This window comes from Actinosynnema mirum DSM 43827 (assembly GCF_000023245.1).
Lineage (GTDB): Bacteria > Actinomycetota > Actinomycetes > Mycobacteriales > Pseudonocardiaceae > Actinosynnema > Actinosynnema mirum.
The window spans coordinates 2,677,883-2,704,816 of the sequence record NC_013093.1 but is presented as its reverse complement, the minus strand read 5'-3'; the positions used below and the strand labels follow the sequence as shown (position 1 = coordinate 2,704,816).

At 73.2% G+C, this 26,934-nt stretch carries 18 protein-coding genes; 10 read left to right on the top strand and 8 right to left on the bottom strand.

Annotation, left to right across the window (positions count from 1 at the left end; genetic code table 11):
- Window positions 1-2: 2 nt before the first annotated feature.
- Window positions 3-1,490 (bottom strand): cation:proton antiporter, encoded by a 1,488-nt coding sequence (locus AMIR_RS12195; protein WP_015801265.1) that lies wholly within the window; start codon window positions 1,488-1,490, stop codon window positions 3-5.
- Between the two features lie 162 nt (window positions 1,491-1,652).
- Here AMIR_RS12195 and AMIR_RS12190 point away from each other — a divergent pair, with 162 nt between their 5' ends.
- Both AMIR_RS12190 and AMIR_RS12185 read left to right on the top strand, forming a co-directional pair.
- Window positions 1,653-2,414, top strand: coding sequence for a DeoR/GlpR family DNA-binding transcription regulator (locus tag AMIR_RS12190; RefSeq protein WP_015801264.1), 762 nt, complete (start codon window positions 1,653-1,655; stop codon window positions 2,412-2,414).
- A 281-nt stretch (window positions 2,415-2,695) separates the two neighbouring features.
- Window positions 2,696-3,586, top strand: a complete 891-nt coding sequence (locus AMIR_RS12185) for an endo alpha-1,4 polygalactosaminidase (protein ID WP_015801263.1) — start codon at window positions 2,696-2,698, stop codon at window positions 3,584-3,586.
- Window positions 3,587-3,638: 52 nt separating this feature from the next.
- Here the strand turns inward: AMIR_RS12185 and AMIR_RS40145 are convergent, their stop codons facing one another.
- A complete protein-coding gene (locus tag AMIR_RS40145; RefSeq protein WP_015801262.1) occupies window positions 3,639-3,806 on the bottom strand; it encodes a hypothetical protein in 168 nt (55 codons plus the stop codon).
- A gap of 179 nt (window positions 3,807-3,985) precedes the next feature.
- Here AMIR_RS40145 and AMIR_RS12180 point away from each other — a divergent pair, with 179 nt between their 5' ends.
- Window positions 3,986-4,825 (top strand): hypothetical protein, encoded by an 840-nt coding sequence (locus AMIR_RS12180; protein ID WP_143760705.1) that lies wholly within the window; start codon window positions 3,986-3,988, stop codon window positions 4,823-4,825.
- Window positions 4,826-4,849: 24 nt separating this feature from the next.
- Here the strand turns inward: AMIR_RS12180 and AMIR_RS40140 are convergent, their stop codons facing one another.
- Window positions 4,850-5,293, bottom strand: coding sequence for a hypothetical protein (locus AMIR_RS40140; protein ID WP_015801260.1), 444 nt, complete (start codon window positions 5,291-5,293; stop codon window positions 4,850-4,852).
- A gap of 253 nt (window positions 5,294-5,546) precedes the next feature.
- Between AMIR_RS40140 and AMIR_RS12170 the strand changes: the two genes are divergently transcribed.
- Together AMIR_RS12170 and AMIR_RS12165 are read left to right on the top strand one after the other, a co-directional pair.
- The gene (locus AMIR_RS12170; RefSeq protein ID WP_015801259.1) at window positions 5,547-6,377 is read left to right on the top strand and encodes a helix-turn-helix domain-containing protein; all 831 of its coding nucleotides are present in this window, start codon (window positions 5,547-5,549) and stop codon (window positions 6,375-6,377) included.
- A gap of 2 nt (window positions 6,378-6,379) precedes the next feature.
- A complete protein-coding gene (locus tag AMIR_RS12165; RefSeq protein WP_015801258.1) occupies window positions 6,380-6,565 on the top strand; it encodes a DUF397 domain-containing protein in 186 nt (61 codons plus the stop codon).
- Window positions 6,566-6,604: 39 nt separating this feature from the next.
- Here the strand turns inward: AMIR_RS12165 and AMIR_RS12160 are convergent, their stop codons facing one another.
- Both AMIR_RS12160 and AMIR_RS12155 read right to left on the bottom strand, forming a co-directional pair.
- Window positions 6,605-7,972 carry an FAD-binding oxidoreductase gene (locus AMIR_RS12160; protein ID WP_015801257.1) on the bottom strand — a complete coding sequence of 456 codons (1,368 nt, stop codon included), beginning with the start codon at window positions 7,970-7,972 and terminating at the stop codon, window positions 6,605-6,607.
- Window positions 7,969-8,772, bottom strand: coding sequence for an alpha/beta fold hydrolase (locus tag AMIR_RS12155; RefSeq protein WP_015801256.1), 804 nt, complete (start codon window positions 8,770-8,772; stop codon window positions 7,969-7,971). The genes AMIR_RS12160 and AMIR_RS12155 overlap by 4 nt, the downstream gene beginning before the upstream one ends.
- A gap of 353 nt (window positions 8,773-9,125) precedes the next feature.
- On the opposite strand from AMIR_RS12155, the gene AMIR_RS12150 reads away from it, so the two are divergent.
- Both AMIR_RS12150 and AMIR_RS12145 read left to right on the top strand, forming a co-directional pair.
- Window positions 9,126-9,935, top strand: coding sequence for an ion transporter (locus tag AMIR_RS12150; RefSeq protein ID WP_015801255.1), 810 nt, complete (start codon window positions 9,126-9,128; stop codon window positions 9,933-9,935).
- Window positions 9,936-10,062: 127 nt separating this feature from the next.
- On the top strand, window positions 10,063-11,694 hold the full coding sequence (locus tag AMIR_RS12145) for a GMC oxidoreductase (RefSeq protein ID WP_015801254.1): 1,632 nt from the start codon (window positions 10,063-10,065) through the stop codon (window positions 11,692-11,694).
- A 5-nt stretch (window positions 11,695-11,699) separates the two neighbouring features.
- Here the strand turns inward: AMIR_RS12145 and AMIR_RS12140 are convergent, their stop codons facing one another.
- The gene (locus AMIR_RS12140; RefSeq protein WP_015801253.1) at window positions 11,700-11,909 is read right to left on the bottom strand and encodes a hypothetical protein; all 210 of its coding nucleotides are present in this window, start codon (window positions 11,907-11,909) and stop codon (window positions 11,700-11,702) included.
- A 150-nt stretch (window positions 11,910-12,059) separates the two neighbouring features.
- Window positions 12,060-12,848, bottom strand: coding sequence for an SDR family NAD(P)-dependent oxidoreductase (locus AMIR_RS12135; RefSeq protein WP_015801252.1), 789 nt, complete (start codon window positions 12,846-12,848; stop codon window positions 12,060-12,062).
- A 160-nt stretch (window positions 12,849-13,008) separates the two neighbouring features.
- Here AMIR_RS12135 and AMIR_RS12130 point away from each other — a divergent pair, with 160 nt between their 5' ends.
- Window positions 13,009-13,701 (top strand): TetR/AcrR family transcriptional regulator, encoded by a 693-nt coding sequence (locus AMIR_RS12130; protein ID WP_015801251.1) that lies wholly within the window; start codon window positions 13,009-13,011, stop codon window positions 13,699-13,701.
- A gap of 135 nt (window positions 13,702-13,836) precedes the next feature.
- Here AMIR_RS12130 and AMIR_RS39030 read toward each other — a convergent pair whose 3' ends face one another.
- Window positions 13,837-23,892: an SdrD B-like domain-containing protein gene (locus AMIR_RS39030; RefSeq protein WP_041836718.1), complete on the bottom strand. Its 10,056-nt coding sequence runs from the start codon at window positions 23,890-23,892 to the stop codon at window positions 13,837-13,839.
- A 296-nt stretch (window positions 23,893-24,188) separates the two neighbouring features.
- On the opposite strand from AMIR_RS39030, the gene AMIR_RS12120 reads away from it, so the two are divergent.
- Together AMIR_RS12120 and AMIR_RS12115 are read left to right on the top strand one after the other, a co-directional pair.
- Window positions 24,189-24,581 carry a hypothetical protein gene (locus AMIR_RS12120; RefSeq protein ID WP_015801249.1) on the top strand — a complete coding sequence of 131 codons (393 nt, stop codon included), beginning with the start codon at window positions 24,189-24,191 and terminating at the stop codon, window positions 24,579-24,581.
- A 166-nt stretch (window positions 24,582-24,747) separates the two neighbouring features.
- On the top strand, window positions 24,748-26,745 hold the full coding sequence (locus tag AMIR_RS12115; protein WP_015801248.1) for a hypothetical protein: 1,998 nt from the start codon (window positions 24,748-24,750) through the stop codon (window positions 26,743-26,745).
- The last annotated feature ends 189 nt before the right edge of the window (window positions 26,746-26,934 follow it).

The following is a 26,934-nucleotide window of genomic DNA, read 5'->3' as shown; positions in this document are numbered from 1 at the left end:
GGTCAGTGCCGGGGCCCGGGCTCGGCGGCGGCCTGGCGGACGTCGATCTCCTCGATCAGGTCGCGCGCCAGCTCCTCGTCGAGGTCGCCGTCCCGGACGGCGGCGCCCAGTGCCTGCCGCTGCGCGTCGAAGCCCTCGTGACGCCGCACGAGGGCCTCGGCCCGCTCGCGCATCCGCCCGGTGGCGGCGCGCTCCTCGCGGACGTCGAAGTCGAGGGCGCGGGCGAGCGGGCCGATCGTCGGGGCCTGGATCAGGAGGGTGCCGAGGGTGACCAGGAGCGCGACGGCCTGGACGGCGTCCCTGCCGGGCACCGACTCCGGGACGGCGGAGGCCGCCGCCAGGGTCAGGATGCCGCGCATCCCGGTCCAGCCGACCAGCAGGTTCTCCTTCGCGGTCGGGGCGCCCAGGCGCGGGCGGCGGCGGCGGCGGCCGGACGTGCGGGCCTCGCGGCGCCTGGCGCGCTCGCGCTTGCGCGGGGAGCGGCCCGCCAGGCGCAGGGACAGGGCCCAGCGGCCGAACAGGGCGTAGACGCCGACCAGGCGCAGGGCGATCGCGGCGACCAGCAGCACGCCGGACGCCAGCAGCACCGCGGCCAGGTCCTCCTGCTCGGCGAGCACGAACCGCAGGCGCAGGCCGATGTAGGCGAACACGAACGTCTCCAGCAGGAAGTCCACGACCGCCCACACGGACTTCTCCTGGATGCGGGTCAGGTGGGCGCCGGGGTAGCGGTGCGCGGGGTCCAGGGTCATGTTGGCGGTCACGGTGAACGACGCCACCACCACCGCGATGATCCCGGAGGCGTGGACCTCCTCGGCCGCCAGGTAGACGGTGAACGGGAGCAGGAGGACCAGGGTGGTCTCCAGGGTGGTGTTGCCCAGGCGCTTGCGGACGGCCAGGGTCGCGGCGGCGAACGCGCCGCCCACCAGGACTCCGACGGTGAGCTTGTAGGCGAACTGGGTGATGCCGCCTGCGATGGTGGCGTGGCCGCCGTCGACCGCCAGCAGGGTGATGCTGAACAAGGTCAGCGCAGTGGCGTCGTTGACGAGGCTTTCCCCGATGAGGATGGACCGCACCCGTCCGGGGAGGCCGATTCGCTCACCGTGGGTGACGGTGGTGATCGTGTCGGGCGGGGCCAGGACGGCGCCGAGGACGAAGGCGACGCCGCCCAGGGAGGGCAGCGCCCAGGAGGCCACGAAGCCGAGCGCGAACGTGGTCAGCACGACCAGCACCACGCCCAGGTGGACGATCGGACGGAGGTTCGCGCCGAACCCGGTGAACGCGGCGACCCGCGCCGCCGAGTAGAGCAGGGGTGGGACGACGATCGCCAGGATCAGCTCGCTGTCCAGCTCCAGCTTCGGCATCCAGGGCAGGAACGAAGCGGCTGCGGCCAGGACGACCACGATCAGGCCCGGTTCCACGCCCCTGCGCCGCGCCACCGCCGTGATCGCGATCCCCGCTCCGACGATGAGCAGGATCTGGACGCCGTTCACCCTCGTTCACCCGGACGCACGTGGGCGGACGCTACGCGCGGCCGGGCGGTCCGGCCCGGCCACCGGACGGAGGTAATTCGACCAGGTGATGGCGTCGCCGTTGCTTCGGCACGCCGCAATTCGCGGGGGCGGGTGAGCGTTAGCCGTCCTTACACTGATCGAATGCGGCAGCAGGACCGGTTTTCGCTCATTCTCGATCGGCTGAACCACAGCGGTTCGGTCACCGTGGGCGAGCTGTCCGGGGCGACCGGCGCGTCCGCCGCCTCGGTCCGGCGGGACCTGCGGTCGCTGGAGGAGCAGCAGCTGCTCAAGCGCACGCACGGCGGCGCGGTGTCCACCGAGGTGATCTACGAGCTGCCGCAGCGGTACCGGGCGGGGCGCGGGCAGCAGCAGAAGCGGCGGATCGCCGAGGCGGCGGCGGCGCTGGTGGACGAGGACGTGCGGTCGGTGGGGCTGGGCGGCGGCACGACCACGACCGAGCTGGCCCGGCTGCTCGCGGCGGGCAAGCCGCTCAAAGTGGTCACCAACGCGCTCAACATCGCGAGCGACCTGTCGGTGCGGCCGTCGATCGACCTGGTGGTGACCGGGGGCGGGGTGCGGCCGGACTCGTACGACCTGGTGGGGCCGATCGCGGACCGGGCGCTCGCGGGGATCAGCGTGGACGTGGTGTTCCTGGCGGCGGCGGGTGTGGACTCGGTGCTGGGGGTGAGCTCGTGCGACGAGATCGGGGCGAACACCGACCACAGCCTGATGGCGACCGGGCGGCGGGTGGTGGTGCTGGCCGACCCGGAGGTGGTGGGGCGGCGGGCGTTCGCGCGGGTGGCCCCGGTGACGGCGGTGTCGGTGGTGGTCACGGGGGCTGCGGCGGATCAGGAGGAGCTGGCCCGGTTGCGGGCGGTGGGGGTGGCGGTGGTGATCGCGTGAGGGCCGGGGGCGGCTGAGCGCTGCGGACCGGTGGCCGGCGGGCAGGTGAGGCGCGGGCGGGCGGAGCGCGGGTAGCCGGGGCGTGGGCCTCGGACGTGCGGTGCCGCGGGTTTGCGCGGATGAGCGGCGCTCGGTTTGCCAGGTGTGCGCGAATGCGCGGTTGACGTGTGACCGCTCGTGCGCGTCCACGCCTGGGTGCCCCGTCCGGGGGCCACTCAGGTGCGGGTGGGGTGGGTCGTTGTGGCGGGGGTCGGTCACGCCAGACACCGGGAAGGTGTTCCATGCGCCTGCGCACCACCAAGCGGAACCTCGTCGCCTTCGTGGCCGCCCTGCTCGCGACGGTCGCCGTCGCGGCGCCCGCCGCCGACGCGGCCTCGCCGTCGTGGCGGCCGGTGAAGGCCGACCGGTGGCAGCACCAGCTCAACCCCGCCTCCAGCGGCGCGGGCACGGCGGGCGGCGTGACGATCAGCCCGTGCAGCAGGCCCGCGGTCGGCGGGCCGCCGTGCGTGAAGCCGACGGTGTACGAGATCGACCTGTACGGGCCGGACGGGCGGACGCCGAACGTCGCCGCCGTGCAGGCCATCCACGGGGTCGGCGCCCGCGCGGTCTGCTACGTCGACGGCGGCGCCTGGGAGCGGTGGCGGCCCGACGCCGCCGCGTACCCGGCCTCGGTCAAGGGCGCGGACATGGACGACTGGCCCGGCGAGAAGTGGCTGGACGTGCGCGACACCGCCGCGCTGCTGCCGATCGTGGGCGCGCGCGTCGCCAAGTGCGCGAAGGCCGGGTCCGACGCGGTCGAGTTCGACGACGTCGACGGCTGGGCCAACAGCACCGGCTTCCCGCTGACCGCCGCGCGGCAGCTCAGGTACAACCGCTCGATCGCGGCCGTGGCGCGCAAGCACGGGCTCGCGGTCGGGCTGAAGAACGACCTGGACCAGGTCGAGGACCTCGTCGGGAACTTCGACTTCGCGGTGAACGGGCAGTGCCGGCAGTTCGACGAGTGCGGGCTGCTCAAGCCGTTCCTGGACGCGGGCAAGCCGGTCGTGCAGATCGAGTACTCCGACCAGGGCGCGCGCACGGGCGGGTTCTGCGCCCAGGCGAACGCGGCCGGGCGCAGCGCGGTCCTCAAGCAGCTCCCGCTCAAGGCCACCCCCTGGACGCCTTGCCGCTAGCCCTCCCCCGGCCCCGCAGGCGTCCGGCCGCCCGTCAGCGGTCGACCTCCCGTCAGGGGCGCACCGGCTGGACCGCGGGGGCCACCGACACCGCCGGTGGCCCCTGCGGAGCCGTCCCCACCCCCGTGGCCACGAACAGCGCGGTGACCAGAACGGCGCCCGCGGCGGCCGACCCGAGCGACAGCCGAACCACCGACCTCAATCGCAGCGTGATGTACATCCCGGACCTCCGTTCACGGGAATTCCCCCGATTTCCATGATGACCACCCGAACGTGCCACAGTCCAAGTCGACTTGCGGTAGCGGACCGGAGTGAGCGGGTCCACTCGGGTAACACCGAGTGGGCGCACCCGGATATCCACCCCAGAACGCGGGAACCGACTCGGGTCCCCTCTTCCGGGTGACCGGAGAAAGGCCGGGAAGAATGCCGGAGTCCAATACAGGGGTGGTGGACGGGCTGGACGACCTCGGTCCGGTGCTGCGCGACATCGGCACCGGCATGATGGCGCGCACCAGGGCCAAGCTGGCGAACAGCCCGGAGACGCGGGCGTTCCTGGAGATCGGCCTCGACCTGCTGCGCGAGGACCTGATCCAGCACACCGGCCCGGACTTCGACCACGGGACGCCGTCGCGGCTGTTCGACTCCCTCTCGCGCGAGCGCGTGCTCGCCCGGCCGGAGGCGCAGGAGCTGCTGCTGAGCGTGAACATGTTCCGGCACCGCTGGGAGCGCAAGGACCGGTACAGCGAGGACCTCATCTCGTACGTGTTCCGGCTGACCCCGCAGCTGCGGCGGATGGACGAGGTGCGGGCGGCGACCACCGCGATGATCGGGCAGGTGAGCCTGGGCGAGCTGGTCAGGCTGCTGGCGCGGGCCGAGCTGGAGGCGCTGCGCGGCGACCCGCTGGTGTGCGTGCAGGCGATCCTGCAGAGCGCGCTGCCCAACCACACGCGGGTGCGCGAGTTCTGCAAGGCGCACCTGGACGAGCTGCTGCCGCGCTGGGCGGACCTGTACCGGGACGTCGCGGTCGCGCACGGGCTGGCGCTGCGACCGGGGCGGACCTGGTTGGACGTCGCGCTGCTGTTCAACACCGCCATCGTCGGTGAGCTGCATTGGACGCGCGTGTCCGCCCGCCCCACGCTCGCGAACGGCGAATCGGTGCTCACCGGCGCGCTGCTCGCGATGATGCCCGCCCTGGTCGACGGGCTTTCCGACGACGTGGATCAGCAATTCGCGGGATGAGTCCCGATCACCGGGGGCGGAAGTTCACCCGTTCTCACCGAAAATGGTGGAGATATCGCCCGGACGGGTGGACCCCAGGGTGGATTCGGGAGTGGATTCGGGAGTGAAGTCGGAAGTGGAGTCGGGGGCGGACTGGTCGAGCCACAGCACATGCGTGGTGACGTCCGCGTCGAGCGCGAAGCACGCGTACAGCTCGCGCACGCCCTCGGCGCTCTCGGCGCGGGTGCGGTGGTTGTCGTCGACGCCCGTGGCGTCGGCGTGGTCGGGGAACTGGAGGCCGTAGGCGACGATCTCGCCGTCCTCGCCGTCGCCGTACTCGTAGGCGATCGCGAACAGGCGCGGGGCCAGCGCTCGGGCCTCCAGCACCAGCACGTCGCGATAGTCGCCGCTGCGGGTGTCGCCGAGGGTGTCACTACGGGTGTCGCTGCGGATGTCGCTGCGGGTGTCACTGCTGCGGGTGTCGGCCATGGGGACGCCTTTCGGTGAGGTCCAAGGGGTCGTTATTCCGGCAACACCACCCGAAGCAGTTGATCACGTCGAGCGCCCTCAAGCCGGTCCGTGCACCGTCCGAAGAGGAACGTGTCGCCTTGAAGATCCCCACGCACCCTGGGACCCTCTTGCGACAGAATATGAAGACTTGCGCAAGATCAGAAGTTCCAACGCAAGTTTTGACCACCCCGATCGGGTGAACCTGCGGAATGCTGCGGAATGAGGAGCGTCGGTGAGCACGCCAGCGAAGAAGGCACAGGGCCTCGGTGCCCAACTCAGGGTGATCCGCAAGCGCAGCGGCCTCTCCATGAAGGAGGTGGCCGACCGGATGGGCTGGAGCGAGGCCAAGGTCTCGCGCATGGAGACCGGCAAGCGGCCGGTCGACTCGGAGGAGGTCAGCGGCATCCTGGCGATCTTCAAGATCGTCGGGGTCGAGCGCGAGCGCCTGATGGCGATGGCCCGCACGCCGGAAGAGCCGGCCTGGATCGAGACCATCCGGGCCGGGCTGCCGAACGAGTCGGTGACGCTCGCGACCTATGAAAACGAAGCGGTGTCGATCACCAACTGGTCTCCGCTGCTGGTCCCCGGCCTGTTGCAGACGATGGAGACCGCCTCGGCGTTCATGCAGCTCGACGGCATCCCCGACCACGACATCGGCGCGCGGCTGATGGGGCGCTCGCACCGCCAGCGGATGCTGGAGCGGGTCCACTACACCGCGATCATCGATGAAACCGTGCTGCACCGACGGCTCGGCGACGCGCACACGCACCGCGCGCAGTTGCGCCACCTGGTCGCCATGGCCGAGCGGGAACGCGTCGCGATCCGGCTGATTCCCGTCAACTCTGCCAGCCACTCAGCCTTGATCAGTCCCTTCATGCTCCTCGAATTCGATCACCAGCCGCCGATCGTGCACGTGGAACTCTCCAGGTCGGGCGCGTTCTTCGTGGACCCGGCGGAAACCGACATCTACGTTCGACAGCGCGCCCAGCTTCTGTCAGTTTCGATGGACGAGGCAGACTCTGTGCGACTGATCCAGAAGCTGATCGAGGAGAAGGGTCCCTAGGCATGGCTCAACCGACGTCGCCGCAGTGGCGCAAGAGCAGCAGGAGCGGCTCGCAGTCCGACTGCGTCGAGGTGGCCGGCAGTTTGGACCGGTTGCGGGACAGCAAGGCGCCCGGCGCCGGGGTCGTCCGGACCTCGCCCGCCGCCCTCAGCAGGTTCCTGGACGCGATCCGCCGGGACCGGTTCTAGCGCCGCCGGGCCGGGACCGCGGCCGGTCCCGGCCCGCGGCTAGAACGCCTTGCCGGGGTTGAGCAGGCCCGAGGGGTCCAGGGCGGCCTTCACGGCGCGGTGCATCGCCAGCACCTCCGGGGACAGCTCGGCCGCGAGGCCCGGTCGTTTGAGCAGGCCCACGCCGTGCTCGCCGGTGACGGTGCCGCCCAGCTCCAGGGCCGCCGCGACGATCTCGTCGAACGCCGCCTGCGCGCGTGCCCGCGCCGCCTCGTCGCCCGGTGGGGTGACGAGGAGGGGGTGGAGGTTGCCGTCGCCGGCGTGGGCGATGTTCGCGATGGTGACGTCGTGGCGCTCGGCGGCCCGCTCGACGCGCCCCAGCATCTCCGCGACCTTGGACTTGGGCACGCAGACGTCCTCGGTGAGGACCGGGCCGAGGCGTTCGAGAGCCGGGTAGGCCAGGCGCCTGGCGGAGAACAGGGCCTCGGACTCGGCCTCGTCGGTGGAGCGGGCGGCCCAGGTCGCGCCCGCCGCCTCGAAGCAGGCCAGCATCCGCTCGGCCGCAGCCTCCGCCGCGCCGCCGGGGTCGTCGAACCTGGCCAGGAGGACGGCGTCCGCGTCGGCCGAGACGCCGGTGCGCTTCCACTCGTCCACGGCGCGCAGGCAGTGCCGGTCGACCAGCTCCAGCGCGGCCGGGGTCAGGCCCGCCTCCGCCGTCGCGCGGACGGCCTCACCGGCGGTGACGACGGACGGAAAGTAACCCGCCACGGTGACCGCCGGGGGTGGGAGGGGGCGCAGGCGGACGGTCACCTCGGTGACCACGCCCAGGGTGCCCTCGGAGCCGACGACGAGACCGGTCAGGTCGTAGCCCGCGACGCCCTTGGCGGTGCGGCGGCCGAGGCGGACCAGGTCGCCCGTCCCGGTGACGAGCTGGAGGCCGAGGACGTAGTCGCGGGTGACGCCGTACTTCACGCAGCACAGGCCGCCCGCGTTGGTGGCGACGTTCCCCCCGATGGTGGACCACGGGGAGCTGGCCGGGTCCGGCGGGTACCACAGGCCGTGCTCGGCGGCGGCCCTGCGCAGGTCGTCGTTGATCACGCCGGGCTGGACGACGGCGAGGCGTTCGAGCGGGTCGATCTCCAGGACGCGGTTCATCCGGTCGAGCGCGACGACGACGCAGCCGTCGACGGCGTTGGCCCCGCCGGACAGGCCCGTACCGGCCCCGCGCGGCACGATCGGCGCGCCGTGCGCCAGGCAGGCGCGGACGACGTCGCGGACCTGCTCGGGGGTGCGCGGGCGGACGGCGGCCAGCGGGGCGCCGACCGGGGCCCACTCGGCGTCGTCGTGGCTCAGGCCCGCGAGGACGTCGGGGTCGGTGAGGGCCGGATCGGGCAGGGCGAGGTCGGCCAGGGCGTCGAGCAGGCTCACAGGTCCCCCAGGAACGCCAGGACCTCGGCGTTGACCCGGTCGGGCTGGTCGAAGTTGGCCCCGTGGCCGCAGTCGTCGATGACGACGGCGCGGCCGTCGGGGTTGCCCGCGACGGCGGCCTCGGCGTGCTGCCACGGCCAGAGCTGCGAGTCGCGGCCGGCGATCATGAGGACGGGGACGTCGCAGCGCTGGACGACGTCGCGCCAGTCCTGGTGGGCGTGGTCGTGCAGGAGCGGCCAGGTCTCCTCGCCGGGGTCGTTGGGGACCGCGCCCATGCCCGCCTTCTTGACCAGGCGGGCGGCGGACTTGAGGGACTTGGCGGCGGAGTGGCCGCGGCCGGTCTTGGGGACGCCCCTGGCGAAGAAGTCGCCGGAGTTCTGCTCGGTGAGGCCGTAGAAGCCGTAGGGCCAGTCGGCCGAGTTGATCATCTTGGGGGTCTGGTCGACGCTGACGACGCCTCGGACCCGGTCGGCGCCGAACAGGCTCAGGCAGGCCCAGATCGCGCCGACGCCCATGGAGCCGCCGACGAGGACGGCGTCGCGCAGGTCGAGGGCGACGAGGACGTCGTGGAGGTCCTTGCCGTGGCGGGAGAGGCGGTGGCCGTGCGGCGGGCGGGCGGACTCGCCGTGCCAGCGCCGGTCCAGGCCCAGGACGCGGTGGCCCATGGCCAGGAGCGCCTCGGTCTGGAAGGCCCAACTGGTGGCGGGCGCGCCGTAACCGGCGACCAGCACCACGGGTGAGCCGGTTCCCTCGTCGGCGACGTGGAGGTCGACGCCGTCGTTGGTCGTGATCGTGGGCATGGTGCCGATGGAAGCACAGGGGCGCGGGGCGGGCCACGAGGGAAGCGCCACTCGGGGGCGGTCTCCGGAGGGACGGGGCGCGCCACCCGATCGTGCGGGTCGTGCTCGGCGCGGGCGATCGTGCCGGTGGTCTCCAGCGCCGGTTCAGTTTCGTTCTGCACTGAAGGAATAGAGTGGAATAGCGCTGCCGAAGGGGTGACCGGGTGGAGCAGCGGGTGGTCCCGCGCGGGGGTGGTGGTCGCTGTCCGAACCGGGCGGCTCGTCCGACCGGATTGCGCGGCGGGGTGCGGTGGGGTCGGTGGTTACGGATAGTGTTCTAGTGATCACCACATCGAGTAGGAGCACTCGGAACAATGGTTCTGCGCGAGCGGGTCGAGGCCTTCCTCGACGGCCCGGCCTTCCAGCGGTTCATCATCGTGGTCATCGTCGTCAACGCGGTGACCCTGGGCTGCGAGACCGTCCCCGCACTCATGGACTCCCACGGCTGGCTGCTGCACGGGATCGACCGGTTGGCGCTGGCCGTCTTCGTCGCCGAGCTGACCGCGCGCCTGTACGCCGAGCGGCTGCGGTTCTTCCGGGACCCGTGGAACTGCTTCGACTTCCTCGTCGTCGCCATCTCGCTGGTGCCCGCGACGGGCGTGCTGAGCGTGGTGCGGTCGCTGCGCATCCTGCGCGTGCTGCGGCTGATCTCGGTCGTGCCGAGCATGAGGCGCGTGGTCACGGCGCTGGTCCGCTCGGTGCCGGGCCTGCTCTCGCTGTCCGGCCTGCTGGTGCTGCTGCTGTACGTGGGCGGCGTGATCGCGATCAACCTGTTCCGCCCCACCGGTGACGAGCGGTTCGCCGACCTCGGCAGCACGGTGCTGACGCTGCTCCAGATCACCACCGGCGACGGGTGGTCGGACGTGATGCGGGACCTGATGGAGCGGCAGCCGCTCGCGTGGATCTTCTTCGTCTGCTACCTGCTGGTGGGCACGTTCACGATGCTGAACCTGTTCATCGCGGTGGTGTGCAACGCGATGGAGCAGGAGCTGAGCCCTGCGCGACCCGACGTGACCGCCTCCCCCGAGCTGGGGACGGCCGATCAGGTGGTGCTGGCGGAGTTGCGGGCGCTGCGCGCCGAGGTCCAGGCGCTGCGGCTGACGTCGGCGGGCGACCGGGGGTAGGCGGGGCCGGGTAGGGGGCGGGCGGAGCGGGAACCCGGCCGCTCGGCGCCCGACGAGCGGACCGCGCCCCAGCGGGGAACCCGGTCGCGCGAGGCGCCCCACCCGTCCCCCGGCGAAGGGCAGTCCCGTGACCCGGTCCGTTTCCCGCAGATCCTTCCTCGCAGGCGCAGGCACGGCGTTGGGCGCGACCGCGTTCAGCGGCGGCGCTTCAGCGTCGGGCAGCACGGCGCCAGGCGCCCCGGCGTCGGGCCGCTCCCCCGCCGGGATCCCCGACGGGGCGCGCGTGCCCGCGCTGGTCGTCGGCTCCGGGTACGGCGGCGCGGTGGCCGCGCTGCGGCTGGCGCAGGCGGGCGTGCCGGTGCACGTGGTCGAGAAGGGCCGGTCGTGGGACGAGCCGGGGTGGGACGGCAAGGTCTTCGCGAACATGCTCAACCCCGACGAGCGCTCGTACTGGCTGCGCACCTGGACCAAGCAGCCGCTCAGCAACTTCCTCGGCCTGCCGGTGGACCGCGCCGTCCCGCGCCGCACCGGAATCCTGGACGCCGAGGAGTTCGCCGGGATCACCGTCTACCAGGGGCGGGGCGTGGGCGGCGGGTCGCTGGTCAACGGGGGCATGGCGGTGACGCCCCGGCGGGAGCGGTTCGCGGCGGTCCTGCCGGGCGTGGACCCCGAGGAGATGTACTCGACGTACTACCCGCTGGCGAACGCCGAGCTGGGCACCGGGCTGGTCGACCCGGACTGGTGGGAGCAGGCCGAGTGCTACCGGTACGCCAGGGTGGGGCGGGCGCAGGCGCAGCGGTCCGGGTTCCCGTTCGAGCTGGTGCCCGGCGTGTACGACTGGGCGCACCTGGAGCGCGAGGAGGCCGGGACCGCGCCCCGGTCGGCGCTGGCCGCCGAGGTGATCTACGGCAACAACCACGGGAAGCTGTCGCTGCCCAGGACGTACCTGGCGCGGGCGCTGGCCACCGGGCGGGTGACGATCTCGGCGCTGCACGAGGTGACGAGCGTGCGGGCGGTCGGCGGCGGGTACGAGGCGCTGCTCGACGTGCTGGACACGAACGGGCGGGTGACGTCCACCAAGCGGGTGGAAGCGGAGCGGGTGTTCTTCGCGGCCGGGAGCGTGGGGACGAGCAAGCTGCTGACCCGGTTGCGGGACACCGGGGCGCTGCCCGCGCTGAGCCCGGAGGTCGGGCTGGGGTGGGGGGAGAACGGGAACGTGATGGTGGGGCGGGCGAACAAGGCGTCCGACCCGACCGGGGCGCTCCAGTCGTGCATCCCGACCGGCGGGATCGACAACTGGGCGGCGGGCGGGGCGTTCGCCGAGGTCGCGCCGCTGCCGACCGGGGTCGAGACGTTCACGTCGTTCTACCTGGCGATCACGGCCAACCCGAGGCGCGGGCGGTTCACCTGGAACCCGGAGGCGGGGCGGGTCGAGCTGGACTGGCGGCAGGAGTGGAAGCAGCCGTCGGTCGACATGGCGCGGACGATCTTCGACCGGATCAACTCGGTCGAGGGGACGGTGTACCGGGCGGACCTGTTCGGGGCGGGGAAGGTGTGGGGCGACGGGCTGACGTACCACCCGCTGGGCGGGGTGGTGCTGGGGCGGGCGACGGACGGGCACGGGCGGCTGGCGGGGTACCGGGGGCTGTACGTGGTGGACGGGTCGCTGATTCCGGGGAACACGAGCGTGAACCCGTTCGTGACGATCACGGCGCTGGCGGAGCGGAACCTGGCCCGGATCGTGGCGCGGGACCTGTAGCGGGGTCAGGCTCCGGTGGGGTCGTGGGCCCAGGTGCGCAGGGGGTGGAGGCGGACCTCCCAGGGGCCCAGGCAGTCGGCCAGGAGGGTGGCGACCAGGGAGCCGCAGGGGCAGGCCAGGTTGGGGCCGGTGCCGCCGTGCGGGCCGCAGCAGCCCTCCAGGTTCCGGCCGTGCTCGCGCTCGCGCAGGGTCGGGACGTCCTCGGGGTGGAGCACGCGGACGCCGAGGGCTGTGCGGGGGACGCCGCGGGCGTGCGGGTCGTCCGAGTCGGGGACGAGCGCCCAGGAGCCGCGCGGGACGGTGGGTGGGGCGTGGTGCGCGCGGGGTTTTCCCGCGCGCGTCCGCCCCGCGCCCTCCGGCCGTGCTCAGACGAACTTGAGGGAGCCCGCGTCGATCGCCCAGTTCTGGCCGATCGCGCTCGGCAGGGTCGGGGAGGCCAGCAGCAGGATCGCGCGGGCGATCTCGTCGGGCTCGATGAGGGCGCCGGTGAGCATCCCGTTCTGCGCGGGCATCGCGGCGAGCAGCTCCGCGTGCTCCACGCCGAGGTGGGCGGCGACCCTGGCGATGTAGCCGTCCGGGCCCGCCATGATCGCGGTGCGGGTGCCGCCGGGGGTCACCACGTTCACCCGCACGCCCTGCGGGGCCAGCTTCTCCGCCAGGCCCCTGGAGAACGCGTTCAGGGCGGCCTTGGCGGCGGAGTAGTGCAGCGGGACGCCCTGGGGCTGGCGGGCGCTGCTGCTGCCGGTGTTGACGATCGCGCCGCGCGCCTCGATCAGCGCGGGGAGCGCGGCGCGGGTGGTGCGGAGGGCGGCGCCGAGGTTGAGCTGGAACGAGTCGAGCCAGGTCGCGTCGTCGCCGTCGAGCAGGTCGGCGAGCGCGCCGTCCGGCAGCTCGCCGCCGCCCGCGTTGTTGACCAGCACGTCCAGTCGCGGGTTCGCGGCGAGCGCGGTCTCGACGGCGTGGCGCGGGCCGTCCGGGGTGGACAGGTCGGCGGCGACGAACTCGGCCCCGGTGTCCGCCAGCTCGGGGGTGGCGCCGCGGGAGACGGCGACGACCGACGCGCCCTCGGCCAGGAAGGCCCGGACGGTGGCCAGGCCGATGCCCTTGCTGGCTCCGGTCACCAGGACGCGCTTCCCGGCGAGGTTCAGGTCCATGTTCCGCTCCAGTGGTGGGTGGATCAGGTTGGTGAATGAACTCGGTGAATCAGTTCGCCCTTCAACTGAAACATCACTGTCGCACTTAAGTCAAGAAGTGAGTAGATTCAGGCTCAGGACGGCGGGAAGTAGGGTTGCCGGGACACCGGGGAGGTGGCCGATGAGCGCGGAGGACGCGCCCAAGCGGGTGCGCGCGGACGCCGAGCGCAGCACCGCCCGCATCCTGGAGGCGGCGCAGTCCGTGCTGGCCGGGGACCCGAACGCGTCGCTGGAGCGCATCGCGGACGCGGCCGGGCTGGCGCGCGCGACCGTGCACCGGCGGTTCTCCTCGCGCAAGGCGCTGCACGACGCGCTGGTGGCCGACATCGGCGAGCGCTACCGGCAGGCCGTGCTCCAGGCGCGGGTGGCCACCGCTCCCCCGCTGGTCGCGCTGCACCGGCTGGCGCAGGTGGTGTTCGAGCTGAAGGTGAGCCACCGGTTCGCGGTGGAGCTGGCGTCGGACGAGGAGTGCGGGCCGGTGCTGTCGGGCGAGGTGCGGGAAGGCATCGAGCTGCTGTTCCGCAGGCTGCGGGAGGTCGGGGCGATCACCGCCGAGGACCCGCTGTGGTGCAGGCAGCTGATGATGGCGGTGCTGCACGCGGTCCACGTGATGCCACCGGACTCGCCCGCGCTGGGGTGCGCGGGAGCCGGAACCGGAGTGGGGCAGGCCGGAGTGGGGCAGGCGGGCGCAGGGGTGGACGGCGCAGGGGTGGACGGCGCCGGGCTGGAGGGCGAGGCGCTGTCGGGGGCGCGGGCGGACCTGCTGGTCGAGACGCTGACCAGGGCGCTGGGCGGCGGCGCCACGGCGGGCTGAGCCCGACGGCGACCCGGCCGCCCGGCCGCAGCGCCCGAGCCCGAGCACGAGCCACGCCGCCCGGCCCCACCGCAGCACGACGCGGCCCCGGTGTCCGCTGTGGACACCGGGGCCGCGTTCGGTCAGCTCAGGTGGCTACCGGTGCTCCCCCCTCCGCCGCCTGCCCACGACCAGCGCGCCGAAGCCGGCGACCAGCAGGGCCAGACCGCCCAGGACCATCCCGGCGACCTGCACACCCGTCCACGCCAGCGGCTCCTCCGCGGGCGGGGCCGGGGCCGCCGCCGGGGGCGGCGGGGTGGTCGGGGCCGGGGTGGTCGGCGGGGTGGTCGTGGTGGGCTGGGCGACCTCGACCGCCACCACGGCCACGTCGTTGTCGGTGTTCGACTGCGACACGCCCACCACCGGGGCGACCTCGGCCACCGCGTTGGTCGACGTCATCGGGGCCGTCGCGGTGCTCACCACGGTCACCGGCGGCAGCGACGCGCCCGCCGGGATCGTCGCGCCGGTGGTGCAGGTGACCACCTGGCCGCTGATCTGGCAGTCCCAGCCGTCGCCCGAGGCCGTGACCGGCTTCAGGCCGTCGGGCAGGGTGATCGTCGTCGTGGCGCCGACGACCGGCACGTTGCCGTCGTTGCTCACCACGTCGGTGAACGTCACCGTGTCGCCCACCTGCGCGGACGGCTTGTCCACGGTCAGGCCGATGGTCAGGTCGACCACCGTCCCGATCAGGGCCGCGTCGACGTCCACCAGCTGGCTGATCCGGCCGCCGGTGATGGCGATGGTCAGCGGGGCCGACGTGGCGGTCGTCTGGTCGAAGTCGGAGTCCAGGGCGCGGTCGGCGCCCTGGCCCGGCTTCGCCAGCGTCATGCCGGTCGGGGTCAGCACGGTCACCAGGTACTGGCCGGGGGCCAGGTCGGTGAAGCCGTACCGGCCGTTCGCGTCGGTGGTGGTGCGGGTGAGCTCGGCGCCCGAGGAGTCCTTGAGCACCACGACCACCCCGGCGACGCCCTTCTCACCGGCGTCCTGCACGCCGTTGCCGTTGGCGTCGTCCCACACGAAGTCGCCGATCAGGCCGAGCTGCTCGCCGAAGTTCGCCACGCCCGAGCCACCGGCGGGCACCGTCACGGTGACCTCGGTGGGCGTGGTCGCCCCGTAGCCGGCCGGCTGCTCGATGACCACGGTGTACGTGCCCTCGGGCAGCAGGGTGAACGAGTAGGCGCCGTTGTCGTCGGTCGCCGCCAGCTCCAGCTCCTGACCGGTCGAGTCCTTCAGCGTGACGACCGCGCCGGGGAGCCTGGTGGTCTCGGTCGGGTCGATCACCCCGTTGCCGTTGGCGTCGAGGAAGACCACGCCGGAGATCGAGACCTCCTCGCCGGGGTTGCCGACCCCGCCGACGTCGCCGATCTCGCCGAACAGGTAGCCCTCGCCGGACTGGCCCGCCGCGAGCTGGATGTTCGCGATGGTGTCCGGCGGCACGAGCGCGCCACCGGCCGAGCCGAGGGTCTCCTGGCCGTCGTCGTACCCGGTGGGCGTGGTCTCCACGATCGTGTAAGTCCCCGGCGGGAGGCCCGCGAAGGAGTAGGAGCCGTCGTTGGCCGTGGTGACCAGCAGGTCCACGTCCCCGGCCGCGTCGGTGAGGGTCACCGTCGCGTTCGGGATGCCGACCTCGCCCGCGTCGCGGACGCCGTTGCCGTCGGCGTCGTAGTAGACCGCGCCCGAGAGCGAGCCCTGCACCTCGGAGAACACGTAGCCCGAGGCGACCGTGCCGGAGTCGATGACGATGCCGCTGAACACGTCGTTCACCGAGCCGTCGCCACCGGCCGTGCCGACCGCGTCGGGACCGTCGCCGTAGTTCGCCGGCTGGGTCTCGGTCACGGTGTAGGCGCCCGGAGGCAGGTCGGTGAACGCGTAGCCGCCGCTGGCGTCGGTGACGACCACGACGGTGACCGGGCCGGTCAGGGTGATGGTCACCCCGGCGATGCCGGTGCCCGCCTGGTCGACCACCCGGCCGGAGATGCCCGCCTGGGCGGTCTCGCCGAACAGGTAGCCGGTGGCGTTCTGGCCGCCGCCGAGCGCGATGCCGGTGATCGAGTCCGGCGGGGTGGCCGTGCCGCCCGCGGTGCCCGCGGCGTCGGCGCCGTCGAGGTACCCGCCCGGCTGGGTCTCGGTGACGGTGTAGGAGCCGCCGACCACGCCGGTGAAGGTGTAGCCGCCTGCCGGGTCGGTCAGGACCGTCGTGCTCACGGGCCTGCCGAGGGCGTCGGTCCCGGTCAGGGCGACCTGGACGGAGCCGATGCCGGGCTCGCCGTTGTCGCGGGTCCCGTTGCCGTTGACGTCCTCGTACACCGAGCCCGCGAGGGAGCCGCGGGTGTCGGTGAAGGTGTAGCCGGTGGCCCTGGTGTCGGAGCCGAGCACGATGCCGTTGATCTGGTCGTTGACGTCGGTGCCGCCGCCGACCGAGCCGGCGGTGTCGGGGCCGTCGCCGTACCCGTTCGGCTGGGTCTCGATCACGGTGTACGTGCCGGGGGCGAGGCCGGTGAACGAGTAGGAGCCGTCGGCTCCGGTCACGGTCGTGGCCGGGGTCGGGCCGGTGAGGGTGACGGTGACGCCGGGGATGCCGTTGCCCGCCTCGTCGGTGACGCGGCCGGAGAGCGAGGCCGCGACCTGCTCGCCGAACGTGTAGCCGGTGGCGTCGTCGCCCGCCGCGAGGTCGATCGCGGTCAGCGAGTCCGGCGGGGTGACGGTGGCCCCGGCGGTTCCGGGGGCGTCGATCCCGTCGAGGTAGCCGTCCGGCTGGGTCTCGGTGATCGCGTAGGCGCCCGAGAGCAGCCCGGCGAACAGGTAGGACCCGTCGGTCTCGGTGAGCGCGGTGCGGTTGACGCTCGCGCCGGTGTCGTCGGCGCCGGTGAGGGTCACCGTGACGCCCGCGATGCCGTCCTCACCGGCGTCGCGCAGGCCGTTGCCGTTGGCGTCGACGTACACCGAGCCGGCGAGCGAGCCCGCCTTGTCGGTGAAGTCGTAGCCCGCGCCGACCGTGCCGGAGCCGACGGTGATGCCGTCGATGACGTCGCCGGTCGGGGTGCCACCGGCCGAGCCGACCGTGCCGCCCGCGTCGGCGTACCCGGTGGGCTGGGTCTCGGTGATCGTGTACTGGCCCGGCTGGAGGCCGGTGAACGAGTAGGACCCGTCCGGTCCGGTCGTGGTGGTGGCCGGGGTCGGGCCGTCGAGGGTGATGGTGACGCCCTCGATGCCGTTGCCCGCCTCGTCGACGACCCGGCCGGACAGCGTGCCGCCGATCAGCTCGCCGAACGTGTAGCCGGTGGCGTCGAAGCCCGCGACCAGGTCGATGCCGGTGATCGCGTCCGGCGGGCTGAGGACGCCGCCGGAGGTGCCCGCGGTGTCGATGCCGTCCAGGAACCCGGCGGGCTGCGTCTCGGTGACGGTGTAGTCGCCGGTCAGCAGGCCGGTGAACGAGTAGCCGCCCGCGGTGTCGGTGACCTGGGTGAGGCTGACGGCGCCGTTGACGTCGGCGCCGGTCAGCGTCACGGTGACGCCGCCGATGGCGGGCTCGCCCGGATCGCGCACCCCGTCGCCGTTGTCGTCCTCGAAGACCAGGCCCGCGAGGGACCCGCGCTTCTCGGCGAACACGTAGCCGCTCGGCGCGCTGCCCGAGGTCACCGGGATGTCGACGAACTCGTCGTTGATGGTGGTGTCACCACCGGCGGTGCCGGGGGTGTCCGGGCCGTCGCCGTACCCGGCGGGCTGGGTCTCGATCACGGTGTAGAGGCCGGGGACCAGGCCGGTGAAGCTCCAGGTCCCGTCCGGGCCGGTCGTGGTGACGGCGGTGGTGCCGGTCGCGCCGGGGCCGCTCAGGCTCAGGCCCACGCCCTCGATGCCGTTGCCCGCGTCGTCCACGACCCGGCCGCTGATGCTCGACGCCTGGTAGTCGCCGAACAGGTAGCCGGTGGCGTCGACGCCCTCCGCCAGGTCGATCGCGGTGATCGAGTCCGGCGGGGTGACCGTGCCGCCCGAGGTGCCTGCCGTCTCCTCCCCGTCCAGGTAGCCGGCGGGCTGGGTCTCGGTCACCGCGTAGGCGCCCGAGAGCAGGCCGGGGAACAGGTAGGAGCCGTCGTCGGGGTCGCTGACGACGCTGGCGGTCACCGGGTTGCCGAGCGCGTCGGTGCCGCTCAGGTCGACGGTGACGCCGCCGATGCCGGGCTCGCCGGGGTCGCGGACCCCGTTGCCGTCGGCGTCGACGTACACGACGCCCGCGAGGGAGCCGCGCTTCTCGGCGAACACGTAGCCGACGGCGGCGGTGGCCGAGTCGACGGTGATGCCGCTGATCTCGTCGTTCAGCGAGTCGTCGCCACCGGCCGTGCCGACCGCCTCGGGACCGTCGCCGTAGCCGACCGGCTGGGTCTCGATGATCGCGTAGGTGCCGGGCAGCAGGTCCGCGAAGGCGTAGGAGCCGTCGGGACCGGTCGTGGTGGTGGCGCTGGTCGGGCCGGTCAGGGTGACGGTGACGCCGGGGATGCCGTCGCCCAGCTCGTCCACGACCCGGCCGGAGATCCCGGCCGCGACGGACTCGCCGAACAGGTAGTCCACGGCGTCGGCGTCGACCGGCAGGTCGATCGCGGTGATCGAGTCCGGCGGCGTGATCGTGCCGCCCTCGCTGCCCGCGGTCTCCGCGCCGTCCAGGTAGCCGGCGGGCTGGGTCTCGGTCACCGCGTACGTGCCCGAGAGCAGGCCGGTGAACGAGTAGTCGCCCGAGGCGTTCGTGGTGGCGGTGCGGTTGACGTTCGCGCCCGCCGCGTCGGCGCCGGTCAGGGTGACCGGCACGCCCTCGATGCCGGGCTCGCCCGGATCGCGGGAGCCGCTGCCGTTGACGTCGGTGTACACCGCGCCCGAGAGCGAGCCGCGGGTGTCGGTGAAGTCGTAGCCGGTGGCGGCGGTGCCCGAGTCGACGGTGATGCCGCCGATGGTGTTGGGGTCGGTGCTGGCGCCACCCGCCGCGCCGACCGCGCCCGAGCCGTCGCCGTACCCGGCGGGCTGGGACTCGGTGAGCACGTAGGTGCCGGGCAGCAGGTCCGTGAAGGCGTAGGAGCCGTCGGGACCGGTGGTCGTGGTCTGGGTGGTCCCGGAGCCGTTCGGCCCGGTCAGCGTGACGGTGACGCCGGGGATGCCGTTGCCCGCGTCGTCGACGACCCGGCCGGAGATGCCCGCCTGGACGGTCTCGCCGAACAGGTAGGCGGTCGCGGCGGTGCCGACCGGCAGGGTGATGGCGTCGATCGTGTCCGGCGGGACGAGCGCGCCGCCCGCCGTGCCGACCGCGTTGATGCCGTCCAGGTAGCCGGCGGGCTGGGTCTCGTCGATCCGGTAGGTGCCCGAGAGCAGGCCGGTGAACGAGTAGTCGCCGCTGGTGGCGGTGGTGGTCGTGCGGTTGACCGCCGCGCCGCGCGCGTCGGTGCCGGTCAGGGTGATCAGCACGCCGTCGATGCCGGTGTCGCCGGGGTCGCGGAGGCCGTCGCCGTTGCGGTCGTCGTAGACCGAACCGGCCAGGGAACTGCGCGTCTCGGCGAAGACGTAGCCGGACGCGGTGGAGCCGGAGGTCACCGGGATGCCGGTGACCGTGTCGTTCGGCGAGTTCGTGCCACCGGCGGTGCCGACCGTGTCGGGACCGTCGCCGTAGCCGACCGGCTGGGTCTCGGTGATCGTGTAGCTGCCGGGGGTCAGGCCGGTGAAGGCGTAGGAGCCGTCGGGGCCGGTGGTGGTCGTGGCGGTGGGGCCGCCCGCGCCGGGACCGGTCAGGGTGACGGTGACGCCGGGGACGCCGTTGCCCGCGTCGTCGACGACCCGGCCGGTGATGCCGGACGGGGTGCTCTCGCCGAACAGGTAGCCGGTGGCGGCGTTGCCCGCGGGCAGGTCGATCGCGGTGATCGAGTCCGGCGGGGTGGCCGTGCCGCCCGCCGTGCCCGGCGTGTCGACGCCGTCCAGGTACCCGGCGGGCTGGGTCTCGTCGACCCGGTAGTCGCCGGAGAGCAGGCCGGTGAACGAGTACGCGCCGTCCGCGGCGGTCGTGGTGGTGCGGTTGACCGCCGTGCCCGCGTCGTCGGCGCCGGTCAGGGCCACCGTGACGCCCGCGATGCCGGTCTCGCCCGCGTCGCGGGCGCCGTTGCCGTTGGCGTCGACGTACACCGACCCCGCGAGGGAGCCGCGGGTCTCGGCGAAGTCGTAGCCGGTCGCGGCGGCGCCGGAGGTCAGCCGGATGTTGCCGATGACGTCGCTGGTGACGATGTTGCCGCCCGCCGAGCCGACGGTGTCCGCGCCGTCGCCGTAGCCGGTGGGCTGGACCTCGACCAGGGTGTACGTGCCGGGCGGCAGGCCCGCGAACAGGTAGCTGCCGGTGGCGTCGGTGCTCGTGGTGAGGTTGGCCGGGCCGAACAGGTTGATCGTGACGTTCGGGATGCCCGCTCCCGCGTCGTCGACGACCCGCCCGGCTATGCCCGCGATCACCGTGTTGCCGAACAGGTAGTCCGTGCCCGCGACGCCAGGGGGCAGCGAGATCTGGGTGATCGAGTCGGGCGGGCTCACCCGGCCGCCCGCCGTGCCCGCCGTGTCGCGGCCGTCGATGTAGCCGGCCGGGGCGGTCTCGGTGAGCGTGTAGGTGCCCGCGATGAGGCAGCAGAAGAAGTAGCTGCCGTCCTGGGCGGTGGTCTCGGTGCGGTTGACCGGGGCGCCGAACGCGTCGTTGCCGGTCAGCGTGACGGTCACGCCGCCGATGCCGACCTCGGCGGGGTCCTTGACGCCGTTGTTGTTGTCGTCGCGGTAGACGGTGCCCGCGAGCGAGCTGAACGCCTCGGCGAAGTCGTAGCCGGTGGCGGCCGTGTTCGAGGCGATCACGATGCCGCTGATGACGTCGTTCGCGGAGTTCGTGCCGCCCGCCGAGCCGACCGTGTCCGGGCCGTCGCCGTAGCCGGTGGGCTGGGTCTCGGTGACCGTGTAGGTGCCGGGCGGCAGGTTCAGCACCGAGTAGGCGCCGGACGCGTCGGTCCGGACCGTGGCCGAGAAGCCGGTGGTGTTGGTGACGGTGATCGTGGTGTTCGGGATGCCCGCGCCGAGGTTGTCGTAGACGCGGCCCGCGATCGAGGCGGCGATGGTCTCGCCGAACAGGTAGCCGGTGGCGTCGTAGCCCGCGGGCAGGTCGATCGCGGAGATGGTGTCCGGCGGGGTGAGGAAGCCGCCCGCGTCACCGGCGGTCTCCCGCCCGTCGAGGTAGCCGGCGGGCTGGGTCTCGGTGAGGGAGTACCGGCCGCCGGGGATGTCGTCGAACAGGTAGTCGCCGCTGAAGTTGGTGCGGGTGGTCTGGTTGACCGGCCTGCCCGCCGCGCTGGTGCCCGCGAGGGTCACGGTGACGCCCCGGATGCCGGGCTCGCCCGCGTCGCGGGCGCCGTTGCCGTTGCGGTCCTCGTAGACGTCGCCGCCGATGGACGACGGGAACTCCTGGAAGACGTACCCGCTGCCCGTCTGGCCGGAGCGCAGGACGATGCCGCTGAACACGTCGTTGTCGGAGTTGACGCCGCCCGCGTCGCCCACCGTCTCGGGGCCGTCCGCGTACCCGGCCGGCTGGAACTCCACGACGCTGTAGGCGCCGGGGCGCAGGCCGTCGAACAGCCACACGCCGTTGTCGGCGGTGGTGGTCTCCTTGGAGCCGTCCGGTCCGGTGAGGACCACGCGCACGTTCGGGATCGGGTCGTCGTGCTCGTCGATGACCGAGCCGTTGAGCGAGGCGAGCAGGTAGTCGGCGAAGTTGTAGCCCGTGGCGGCGGTGCGCGAGGGCAGGGCGATGTCGGAGATGTCGCTGAAGGTGGGGGTGCCGCCGACCGTGCCCGGTGTGGACTGGCCGTCCTGGTAGGTGCTCGGGTGAGCCTCCTCGATGTTGTACGTGCCCTGGCGCAGGCGGTCGAACAGGTAGGTGCCGTCGGCGGCGGTCAGGGTGGTGATGCGGACCTGGTTGCCCGCGGAGTCGGCGCCGGTGAGCGTCACGGTGACGCCGCCGATGCCCGGCTCGCCGGGCTCCAGCACGCCGTTGACGTTCAGGTCGTTGTAGACGGTGCCCGCGAGGCTGGAGGCGCCCAGCTCGGCGAAGTCGTTGCCGACGCTGGAGCCGTTCTGCGGCAGGGTGACGGTGAACCGGTCGTTGCCCGCGCTCGTCGCGAAGGTGCCGGGGGTGTCCTTGCCGTCGTCGTAGTCGGCGGGCTGGGTCTCGGCGACGGTGTAGGTGCCCGCCGGGACGCCCGCGAACGAGTAGGAGCCGTCCGAGGTGGTCGTGGTGGTCTGGTTGACCGCCGTGCCGGTGCCGCTGGTGCCGGACAGGGTGACGGTGACGCCCTGGATGCCGGTGCCGCCGTTCTCCGGCTCGTAGAGGCCGTCGTCGTCGCGGTCGTTGAACACGCGGCCGGAGATCGAGCCGGGCGTGGTGGTGACGACCGTGGCGGTGTCGCTCACGGTCTTGCCCGCCGGGTCGGAGCCGGTCGCGGTGGCGGTGTTGGAGTCACCAGCCAGCGGCGCGGTCGTGGTGCAGGTGTAGGTGAAGCGCGCGCCCGCGGCGAGGCTCTGGTTGGGGCGGGCGCAGGCCGGGACCTTCGGGTCGGACACGTTCACGTTGGTCAGCGGGGCGTCGCCGGTGTTGGCGACGGTGATCGTGAAGGTGATCGTCTCGCCCGCCGCGTAGACGGCCTTGTCGGCGGTCTTGGTGATGTCGATGGCCGGGTGGATGACGGTGAAGGACTTGCTGCCCTCGCTCTCCACCACCCCGCCGAAGTCGTCGCCGCCGGAGGCGTAGGCGATGTTCGTGCCGCTGGTGTCCGGCGCGGGCCCGGTGCAGGTGTAGGTGACCGGGACGCTCGGGAGCAGGGTGCCGATGGCGCGGTTGCAGTCGGCGAAGGACGGGTCGGTGACCGTCACGTTGACCGCGCGGCTGGAACCGGGCGAGACCACGCTGATGGTGAACGGGATCTGCTCGCCCGGTCGGTACGGGCCGCCGCTGCTGTCCTTGGTGATGTAGATCGCCGGGACCGGCACGGAGAACACCAGGTTCTGCGCCAGGTAGGTGTCACCGGCGGTGGTGAACGTCAACTGCGCCGAGGTGTCGCCGACCGCGATGTTGTTGGTCTCGATGACCTTGGCGTCCACGCTCATGTTGTTGGCGACTCTGGGGCTCACCGCGTTCTGGGCGTTGGAGACCCAGAAGTTCGTGGTGTTCGCCGTGTTGAGCGGGTCGCCCTGCGAGGTGCCGTTGACCTGGAACTGGTCGCCGGAGATGTTGAAGTCGCCCTCGTAGCCGGTCAGGCCGATGCGCACGGGGGTGGCGGCGACGCGGAAGCCGGTGACGGGGATGGTCGTGGGGGCGTCCACCGAGGACTGCCGCACGTGGCCGTCGTAGAGGAAGATCTCCCGCTTGGACGGGGCGTAGGTGCTGTTGGGGGCGTCGTACTGGTAGACGAGCACCAGCGACCAGCCCGAGTAGCAGCCGAAGCCCTGCGGGGTCCAGACGTTGCCGAGGGTGATGGTGTTGGCCGTGCCCGACGGCAGGTTCTGGAAGCGGGCGGTGACGTCCGCGTAGGCCGAGTAGAACTGCGGCTGGCTGGAGGGCACGTTGGCCAGCGCGTCGCGGGTGATCACCTGCGGGGCGACGTTGACCGGGGCGCCGTTGCCGATGGATAGCACGGTCGAGGTCGACTCGGGTGTGCCCGAGGGGACGACGGCGGTGCCCGCCGTGGACTGGAACTGGCGGGTGTTGCAGCCGGGCGCGGTGGAGACGGCGCCGGTGCTGAGCTTGATCGAGCCGGTGTCGCCGGACCAGTTCAGGCGGGCGTAGGCCACGCGCGAGCCGGGCGGGATGGTGACGCTGCCCCTGGAGGAGTTGAACGTCGCGGCGTTGCTGTCGACGTCCGCCCACTGCATGTAGTACGAGTCGTTGTTGTTCGCCGAGGCTGTGATGGTGCGGGCCTGCGCGCTCGCGCAGTTCGCCTTGGCCTCGCCGAACGGGTCGGTGGGGGCGTTCGCGTCCGGGCAGACCGAGTTGCCGTTGCCCGCCTCGACGAAGTCGCCGTAGACCTCCTCGTTGTAGTTCAGCGTGAAGGCGCGCTCGACCGCGGCTTCGGCGGTCAGGGGAGCGAGTCCTACGCTCACTCCCGCGGCTATGAGGAACGACGTCGCCGCTGCCAGCAATCGCCGGCCGGGTGCGAGCACGGACATCAGACGGCCCCCTTTAAAGGCGTGACCATGCGGATACGGACAGCAATATCCGGGGGTTTGGGGCCACCCGCTGGGTCCGACCGGCAACTCCACCTGTTCGAGTGGGCGGGCCCGGTGTAGGGGGTGCTCGCCCGATGAGGCGGTTTGGCGCGGAGAGGCCGCCGGGGCGTCCGAGGATCGGTGCGCGGGTCCGGAGAGGACCTCACCACCAGTTCCCCAGGAGGATGCTGATGTTCGCTCGGAACGCCGTCGCGGGAGTCGTCGCCGCCGGTCTGTGCCTCGCCGCCGCCCTGCCCGCCCCGGCGGCGGAGGACCGCTCGCCGCGCTTCGGGTCGGCGACGCTGTGCAACACCTCGTCGACGGCGGTGCAGGTGTTCTCGGCCGACCTGGACGAGGGGGTGCGGTACGTGCTGCCCTACGAGTGCGGCGACGTGCTGTACTTCCCGTTCTCGGAGGGGTCGTCGACCACGACGCAGTGGCGGAACGTGTCGACCGGCAACGGGTGCGTGCGGGTGACCGTGCGGGACCGGGACGCGCTCACGATCTCGCAGGCGACGGGCGGGGTGCGGCTGTACCGGCAGGAGTCGTCGGGGAGCCTGACGCTGCTGTGCGCGACGTTCTGATCTAGGGGGCGGTGGGGGACCCCTGGTCGGGGTCCCCCACCGTCGGGGCGGGGCGGTTGTCGCTCGGACGGGGCGGTTGTCGCTCGGACGGGTGGCCGTAGTGGCGTCCCGGTGCGCGGTAGGTGGTCGGGGGATCGCGCGGTGGGGTGTGGCTACGCTCGCTCCCGTGGGGGAACGGGGGTTCGACGCGCAGGTGCTGGGCAGGCTCACCGGCTGGTTGTCGGCGGAGCGGGTGCACCTGCTGCAGCGGGTCATGGGCGGGGTCGACCCCGGCGCGGTGCTGAGCAAGCACGCCTCCGGGCTCGCCGGGCTGGTCACCGAGCTGCCACGGGTGCGGGCCGCGCTGCACTACCACCACCGGCAGGGGCAGCCCGCCGTGCGGCTGGTGAACCGGATGTGCGCGAACGCGCTGCGGCAGGTGCGGGCGGTGCGCGCGGTGTGGGAGCCGGACCCGGTGCTGGAGCGGGTCGCGCGGGTGCTGGAGGAGGCGCACGCGGCGGTCGTCGCCGACCAGTCGGGGTTCCGGGCGCGGGCGGGCGGGTTCGCGGTGGAGCTGGAGCGGGCCGCCGACGAGGTGCCGGAGGTGCTGCGGGCGCGGTTCCGGCAGGCCTGGGACGGGAAGCTGGGGCCGACCGCGCACGACGTGCTCGCGGACGAGGTGGCGTGCCTGCTGGCCGCCGCCGACCGGGACCTGACCGCGTTGGAGCAGGACCTGCTCACCGCCGAGGTTCCGCGTGACGGGGACGCGGCGTGGGAGCTGCTGCTGCCCCCGGCGGGCGAGTACCGGGTGCTGGGGGTGGTGCGGGGCACGAGCGAGCTGGTGGACCTGGAGCGGTTCCGGGCGGGCGCGGCGCAGTGGCCGCTGCGCGAGGCCGGTGGGCTGAGCTGGGGGCGGGAGACGGCGCGGATGCGGCGGTTCGCGGAGTCGTTCACCGGTGGGGGCGAGGCTTGCCTGGTCGGGGTGGTGGTGACGGCGCGGGACAAGCCGTCGGCGGGGCGGCTGGCGCGGCGGACGCTGGTGGAGCTGCTCGACCAGTACCTGGCGGGTGACCGGTTCGCCGCGCCCGCGCTGGAGCCGAGGGTGCTGGTGACGAGGGTGGCGGGTGGCACCGAGGAGATCGGGCCGAGCGGGCGCGGCACCCGGCGGGCCAGGCCGCTGACCGCGCCGGGACTGCCCGACGAGGTGCGGCGGGCGCTGCGGATGGCGCACCTGGCGGCCAGGACGGACTCGCCGAGCGCGACGGCGGCGCTGGCCTGGTCGGCGGTGGAGGCGTGCGGGCTGGGCAACCGGGACGAGCTGGCCGCCGCGCTGGCGCTGCAGAGCCTGCGGCAGGCCGTGGTGCACACGCACCGGTGCGTGCGGCTGTCGGTGACCACGCGGCTCGGGTACGCGCGGAACCGGGCGGCGCTGGCCGGGTCGGCGGTGGAGCAGGCTCGGGCCGCGCTGCCGGGGCGCAGCGGGCGGCACCTGGAGGTGCTGGAGCGCAGGCTGTACGAGGCCGAGGTGGTGCGGGACGCGGCGGTGGGCGAGCGGGACCGGCTCACCGGGGTGCTGGAGGGCGGGTTGGCTCGGGTGGCCGAGCACGCGCCCTACCGGTACCGGTACCACCTGGATGATTTGAACAGGTGGGTCGGGGCGCTGGTGGACCCGGAGTCGCCGCTGGAGGAGCTGCTGGAGCACCTGCACCCGCTGGCGGTGCGGCAGGCTCGGGACTGGCGGGGGCGGTTGACCTCGCCGCAGCGGTGCGCGAAGTGGCTGCTGCGGCAGCAGCACCGGATGACGACGGTGCTGGACGCGGTGTACGCGACCCGGAACCTGACGCTGCACGCCGGGGTGTTCCACGGGGCGGCGGACACGGTGCACGGGGTGGGGGCGGTGCTGGTGACCGACCTGGTGCTGGAGATGTTGGGGAACTGGTACAACACGGCGGGTGGGGCGGCCGGTGGTGGGGCGGCCGGTGGTGGGGCGGCTGGTGGGGAGTCGCCCGAGGACGGGGTGGGGGGCGCGGGGGTGGACCTGGGGGCGGTCGTGCCCGCCGGGGTGATCGCGGCTCTGGCCCGGCGGCAGGGGCGGGTGCTGGCCGGGTTGTCGGCCGGGCAGGACCCGAGCGGGTTGGACTTCGAGCGGCTCACCGGGCCCGACATCGCGCCGTGGGAGGGGTGAGGCGGGCCAGCCCTCCGACGCTGCCGCTGGGGGGGGGGGGAAGTCGCAGGTCATCGGTGTGACCGCTGGGCGGAAGTCGCGGGTCATCGGCGCGGTGCCGCTGAGCGGAGGGCGGTGGGCGGCCTGGCGGGCTTGGGGAAGACCCGGCGAAACCACGGTGAGGCACCGGTTCTCACCCCCTGCGACCAG

What these genes read in the sequence shown, in the direction of transcription:
- AMIR_RS12165 (WP_015801258.1), top strand. Translation starts at nt 6,380, where the DNA reads ATGGCTCAACCGACGTCGCCGCAGTGGCGCAAGAGCAGCAGGAGCGGC.
- AMIR_RS12185 (WP_015801263.1), top strand. Translation starts at nt 2,696, where the DNA reads ATGCGCCTGCGCACCACCAAGCGGAACCTCGTCGCCTTCGTGGCCGCC.
- AMIR_RS12130 (WP_015801251.1), top strand. Translation starts at nt 13,009, where the DNA reads ATGAGCGCGGAGGACGCGCCCAAGCGGGTGCGCGCGGACGCCGAGCGC.
- AMIR_RS12150 (WP_015801255.1), top strand. Translation starts at nt 9,126, where the DNA reads ATGGTTCTGCGCGAGCGGGTCGAGGCCTTCCTCGACGGCCCGGCCTTC.
- AMIR_RS12120 (WP_015801249.1), top strand. Translation starts at nt 24,189, where the DNA reads ATGTTCGCTCGGAACGCCGTCGCGGGAGTCGTCGCCGCCGGTCTGTGC.
- AMIR_RS40145 (WP_015801262.1), bottom strand. Translation starts at nt 3,806, where the DNA reads ATGTACATCACGCTGCGATTGAGGTCGGTGGTTCGGCTGTCGCTCGGG.
- AMIR_RS12190 (WP_015801264.1), top strand. Translation starts at nt 1,653, where the DNA reads ATGCGGCAGCAGGACCGGTTTTCGCTCATTCTCGATCGGCTGAACCAC.
- AMIR_RS12155 (WP_015801256.1), bottom strand. Translation starts at nt 8,772, where the DNA reads ATGCCCACGATCACGACCAACGACGGCGTCGACCTCCACGTCGCCGAC.
- AMIR_RS12135 (WP_015801252.1), bottom strand. Translation starts at nt 12,848, where the DNA reads ATGGACCTGAACCTCGCCGGGAAGCGCGTCCTGGTGACCGGAGCCAGC.
- AMIR_RS40140 (WP_015801260.1), bottom strand. Translation starts at nt 5,293, where the DNA reads ATGGCCGACACCCGCAGCAGTGACACCCGCAGCGACATCCGCAGCGAC.